Annotated in this window: 4 protein-coding genes and 1 rRNA gene; 3 read left to right on the top strand and 2 right to left on the bottom strand. The window is 34.9% G+C overall.

What is annotated here, in order from left to right; all coding sequences use genetic code 11:
- The first annotated feature begins 234 nt into the window (after nt 1-234).
- Both rrf and H601_RS0104455 read left to right on the top strand, forming a co-directional pair.
- Nucleotides 235-343 (top strand): 5S ribosomal RNA (gene rrf / locus H601_RS0104460).
- Nucleotides 344-470: 127 nt separating this feature from the next.
- Nucleotides 471-2,336, top strand: a complete 1,866-nt coding sequence (locus H601_RS0104455; protein ID WP_026710385.1) for an OmpA family protein — start codon at nt 471-473, stop codon at nt 2,334-2,336.
- Between the two features lie 120 nt (nt 2,337-2,456).
- On the opposite strand, the gene H601_RS0104450 is transcribed toward H601_RS0104455, so the two are convergent.
- Complete coding sequence (locus tag H601_RS0104450; RefSeq protein ID WP_026710384.1) at nt 2,457-3,038, bottom strand: MiaE family protein; 582 nt, start codon at nt 3,036-3,038, stop codon at nt 2,457-2,459.
- Nucleotides 3,039-3,113: 75 nt separating this feature from the next.
- Between H601_RS0104450 and H601_RS0104440 the strand changes: the two genes are divergently transcribed.
- Complete coding sequence (locus H601_RS0104440) at nt 3,114-4,334, top strand: glycosyltransferase family 4 protein (protein ID WP_026710383.1); 1,221 nt, start codon at nt 3,114-3,116, stop codon at nt 4,332-4,334.
- Nucleotides 4,335-4,384: 50 nt separating this feature from the next.
- Here H601_RS0104440 and H601_RS0104435 read toward each other — a convergent pair whose 3' ends face one another.
- Nucleotides 4,385-6,004, bottom strand: a complete 1,620-nt coding sequence (locus tag H601_RS0104435; RefSeq protein ID WP_026710382.1) for a pyruvate dehydrogenase complex dihydrolipoamide acetyltransferase — start codon at nt 6,002-6,004, stop codon at nt 4,385-4,387.
- Between the last annotated feature and the right edge of the window lie 3 nt (nt 6,005-6,007).

Raw genomic sequence — 6,007 nt, 5'->3', positions numbered from 1 at the left:
CTATAGATGTAAAGGCAGTAATGTCATAGTCGAGTAGTACTAATAACCCGTAAGCTTATGTGAATAAAGTTCCCCCGATTACGATCGGGGGAGAAAAACTTTTCTACGAAATTAATTTTTATCTCAGTATGTTAAAATATTTTCTCGTTGCATTAACGAGAGTAATTAGTGACAAGTAATTAGTAATTAGTCATCTGACTAATCACCAATCACTAAGAACTAATCACTAAAATTTAAGGTGGTTATTGCGGCGGGGCTCACCTCTTCCCATTCCGAACAGAGAAGTTAAGCCCGCCTGCGCAGATGGTACTGCATTTTGTGGGAGAGTATGTCGCCGCCTTCTTTTAGAAACCCTTCATCAATCGATGAAGGGTTTTTTGTTTTAAGTTGAACCCAAATTTTAATTTATTTTCATTTAAGTTTATTACATTTGAATAATTGATTGCATAAAATGAATTTAACATTTCAATATGAAAAATTATTTAATATTACTTCAATTTTTACTACTTATAAATTTTGGGTTTTCTCAAAATAAACAGACAGAAAAAGCGGATAAATATTTTGAAACGTATCAATATATTTCTGCGATTGAAGAATATTTAAAATTAACAGAATCAAAGAAAGTTGATAAGTATGTATGTAAACAACTTGCAGATAGTTATTATAATGTTTACAATACTTTTGAGGCTGTAAAATGGTATACAAAAGCTGTTGAAGGAAGTCAAGATGCTGAGTTGTATTACCGTTTTGCTCAATCACTAAAATCTCTTGGAAAATATCAAGAAGCTAATAAACAAATGGATAAATTTTCTGTTTTAAAGCCAAATGATCAACGTGCAATAGAGCATTTACAAAATCCAAATTATATTCCATCATTAGCAGATAAGGCAAAATTATTTGATGTTTTTGAAACAAAAATAAATAGTAAGGAGCAAAGTGACTTTGGTGCAATCTTATCAAATGATGATGTTTTTTATTTTACTAGTACAAGAAATACTGGTAATAAAACTGACAAATGGGTTAATCAGCCCTATCTAGATATTTATTTTTCAAGTTTTAAAAATGATATTTTTACCGAACCTCAAAAGTTGAATGAATTAAATACTCCCTACCATGATGGTCCAATTACTATTTCTTCTGATGGGAAAACAATGTTTTTTGCTAGAGACGGTCATAGTGAAGGGGTTTATGAAAAAGATAAAAAACATAATATAAGAGTTGGTGAACAAGGATTATATAAAGCATCAAAAGTGAACGGTAAATGGACTGATGTTAAAGCTTTACCTATCAATAATAAAAGTTATTCTGTAAGTCATCCAAGTTTAAGTAAGGATGGGAAAACGTTATATTTTGCTTCAAATATGCCAGGTGGTTTTGGAGATACTGATATTTGGAAAATTTCTATTAATGGAAATAGTTATGGTCAACCTGAAAATTTAGGAGCGAAAATTAATACAGCCGGAAAAGAAGGATTTCCATTTATAACAGATGATGATATTTTATATTTTTCTTCTTCCGGTAGACAGGGTTTTGGTGGATTGGATATTTTTAAATTTGATTTTAAAGATTCGTTAATTATCAACGTTGGTCATCCTGTAAACACTGAAAAGGATGATTTTTCATTTAGTTTTAATGTATTAAACAATGTTGGATTTTTTTCATCAAACAGAAAAGGTGTAGATGACATATATAAAGTAGTTCCGGTTTGTAATGCTGAAATTATAGTATTAGTAAAGGATAAGAAGTCTGGAAAAATTTTGACAGACGCTACAGTTTCTATTTTAGATGATAAGCTAAACTTGATTTCTACCAAACAAACTAATTCAAAAGGTGAAGTTGAATACGAAGTGAATTGTAAAACTCCATATATTTTACAAAGTAAAAAACAAGATTATGAACAAAACAGCCTTGAATTAAATAGTACCATTAAAGGAATAAACACTATTACATTGGAATTAGAGCCAATTGAAGTTATCATTACTGAAACAGAAGTTATTTTAAAAAATATTTATTTTGAATATAATAAAAGCAACATTACTGTTCAAGGAGCTACTGAATTGGATAAATTAGTGAATGTAATGAAAAATAATCCAGACATGGAAATTTTGGTTAAGTCGCATACTGATTCAAATGGTAGTGCTGTTTACAACCTAAATCTTTCCAATCAAAGAGCTCAATCAACAGTACAATATTTGATATCTAAAGGAGTATCGAAAGAGCGTCTCTCTGCTAAAGGATTAGGATTTACTGAGCCAAAAATCAAATGTCAGCCGAATTGTTCTGAAGAGCAAGATGCACAAAACCGTCGTTCGGAGTTTTTAATTGTGAAAAAGTAAACTCTTTTCTAGCACTTTTTGCGTGAGGGATAGTAGCGGAAAGCCCACAGAGAGGAGGCACGACGAACGAGGACTTGCAGCGGATAGCCCGACCCTTGTGGTCACGCCCAAATTAAACTTTTAACCGTGAATGGTTTCTTTTTTACCGTAATTGGAAATAAGTTCACCTTCAAATTCGAGCCATTCTTGCCAACGTTTATCGACATCCACATTTTCGGAATATTTTCGGGCAAATTTTAAAAAAGTGGTATAATGGTTGGCTTCGCTAATCATGAGTTCTCGATAAAATTTGGCCAGTTCTTGGTCTTTTATATTTTCGGAAAGTACCTTGAAGCGTTCGCAACTGCGTGCTTCAATCATCGCAGCAAAAAGTAATCGTTCAATCAAGGCATCGTTTCTAGAGCCGCCTTTTTTACTGAATTTTACGAGTTGGTTGACATAATCGTCTTTTATCTCACGTCCAAATTCAAAACCACGTTCTTGAATGATGTTGTGCACCATTTGAAAATGTTCCATTTCTTCGATGGCAATCTTGGCCATTTCGGTAACCAACTCTACATTTTCGGAATTGTTGGTAATGATGTAAAGTGCATTGGCTGCCGCTTTTTGTTCACACCAGCAGTGGTCGGATAAAATTTCTTCGAGGTTAGATTCGGCGATATTGGCCCAACGCGGGTCGGTTTTAAGTTTTAATCCTAACATGATTCGTGAGATTTACTGCAAAAATAATGCTTTTTATTTGAATAGAATTGCCTCTTTTATTGCTATTTTAGTCGAATGAATTGTTTAGAAAACAAACGACTTTTAATCATTGGTTTTGTGTGGCCGGAACCGAAATCATCGGCTGCCGGAAGTAGGATGATGCAATTGATTTCGTTTTTTAAAGACAAAGGAGCAAAAATAACATTTGCCAGCACTGCTTCCGAATCTGAATTTTCAGAACATTTGGAAGATGTTGACCGAAAGTTAATTGCACTTAATTGTAGTTCGTTTGATGATTTTGTAGCAGAATTGAAACCGGATTTGGTTTTGTTTGATCGGTTTATGACAGAGGAACAATTTGGTTGGCGAGTAGCACAACATTGCCCTAATGCACTTCGGGTTTTGGATACAGAAGATTTACATTGTTTGCGAGAAGCAAGGCGTTTGGAAGTTTTAAAGGATAAACCGTTTGATTTGAATAATGATTTGGCAAAGCGTGAAATTGCGAGTATTTTTCGTTGTGATGTGACGTTTATGGTTTCAGAATTTGAAATGGAGTTGTTGCAAACGTATTTTAAAGTGCCCTCTTTTTTATTGTTTTATTTGCCGATTTGGGTGGAGAATAAAAAACTTGATTTACCGAATTTTGAAGAAAGAGACGATTTTGTATTTATTGGAAATTTTTTACATGCTCCCAATCATGATACAGTAGTTTTTTTAAAAGAAGTGATTTGGCCTTTACTACTTGTAAAATTTCCAGAAGCAAAAATGCAAGTTTTTGGTGCTTATCCTACACCAAAAATAAAATCATTACATGAGCCGAAGCTGAATTTTTTTGTTCATGGTCGAGCCGAAAGTTCGTTCGAAGTGATTTCTAAAGGAAGAGTTCTTTTGGCACCCATTCGTTTTGGTGCCGGAATTAAAGGAAAATTGTTGGAAGCCATGCAGTTTGGAACGCCAAGTGTTACTACTACGATTGGTGCAGAAGCCATGAATGGTGATTTTTTATGGAATGGCTTTATTACTGACTCACCGGAAGATTTTACTGATAAAGCAATTGAATTATATCAAAATAAAACAACTTGGTTAAATGCACAACAAAATGGTTTCGAAATTTTAAAAAATCGATTTTCGAAGGATCTGTTTCAAAATACTTTCCTTGAAATTGCACTAGATAAATTTGAAAATTTAGAAAAGTATCGTAATGATAATTTTATTGGATCTATGTTGATGCATCATTTTTTGCAAAGTACCAAGTATATGGCGAAGTGGATTGAGGAGAAGAATAAAGCATAAAAAAAGCGAGTCCAAATTGAACTCGCTTTCATATATAGTTTCAGATAAATCTAAGCCAACATAGTCACCGGATTTTCTAAATACGTTCGTAACGTTTGAAGAAATTGAGCACCCGTTGCACCGTCAACCGTTCTGTGGTCGCATGCTAAGGTTATTTTCATGGTGTTACCAACTACAATTTGACCATTTCTTACTACCGGTTTTTCGATTATAGCACCAACAGAGAGTATAGCAGAATTTGGTTGGTTTATGATTGAAGTAAATTCAGTAATTCCAAACATACCCAAGTTAGAAACCGTAAATGTACTTCCTTCCATTTCGGCTGGTTGTAGTTTTTTGTTTTTAGCTCTTCCGGCCAAATCTTTAACCGCGGTACCAATTTGTGTTAAACTCATTTGGTCAGTAAATTTCAATACAGGAACTACAAGTCCATCTTCTACAGCTACGGCTACACCAATGTTTACGTGGTGATTGATAACCGTTACATCCTCTTTCCATTGTGTATTTACTTGTGGGTGTTTTTTCAATGCCATCGCACAAGCTTTCACCACCATATCGTTAAATGACACTTTAGTATCGGGAACAGTATTGATAATAGCTCTGGATTTCATTGCTTCATCCATTGCAACTTCTATTGTTAAGTAATAATGAGGAGCAGTAAATTTAGATTCAGAAAGACGACGTGCAATGGTTTTACGCATTTGCGAGTTTTTCACTTCCTCTGAATACGATTCTCCGGCAGGAACAAATGGTTGAACAGCAGCAACAGGTTGAGCAACGCTTTCTTGTTGCACTGCTTTTTGAGGAGTAACAGCCGATGGTGTGAAATTTTCAACATCACTTTTTACAATTCTTCCATTTTCGCCTGATCCTTTTACTTGAGCAAGGTTGATTCCTTTGTCTTTTGCAATTTGTCGGGCTAATGGTGAAGCAAAAATTCTTCCGTTTGATTCGGTTGCAGTTACTTCAGTTACAGTTTCGGTTGCAGGTTTTGTCTCTTCCGCTTTTGATTCTGTTTTTGGAGTAGTTTCAACTCCTTTAGTGAAATTTTCAGCTATACCGGAAACATCCGTTCCAGCAGGGCCGATGATGGCTAAAATACTATCTACCGGAGCAGACTGACCTTCTTGTACACCAATGTAAAGTAATGTTCCGGAATTGAATGATTCAAATTCCATTGTAGCTTTATCCGTTTCAATTTCGGCAAGAATATCGCCTTCTTTTACCGTATCGCCAATTTTTTTCAACCAAGTAGCTACGGTGCCATCTGTCATGGTATCACTCAAGCGAGGCATGGTTACAACTTTTACTCCGGCAGGAATTTCGGCAGCAGCTTTCGGTTGAGCTTCTTCTGTTTTGGGAGCTTCTGAAGCACTCGAATTACTTGATACAACAGCACTTCCTCCGGCTAATAAACCGGAAATATCTTCACCTTCTTTACCGATAATGGCTAATAATGAATCAACAGGAGCTGATTCGCCTTCTTGAATTCCGATGTGTAACAAAGTTCCCGAATCGAAAGATTCAAATTCCATTGTTGCTTTGTCGGTTTCAATTTCAGCTAAAATATCACCTTCTTTTACGGTATCGCCTACTTTTTTAAGCCATGTTGCTACAACTCCTTCAGTCATTGTATCACTCAAACGTGGCATTGTTATAATTTTTGCCATAGT

Origin of the sequence: Flavobacterium filum DSM 17961, assembly GCF_000425465.1 — a bacterium.
Classification (GTDB): domain Bacteria; phylum Bacteroidota; class Bacteroidia; order Flavobacteriales; family Flavobacteriaceae; genus Flavobacterium; species Flavobacterium filum.
This window is presented reverse-complemented; position numbering and strand designations above follow the sequence as displayed.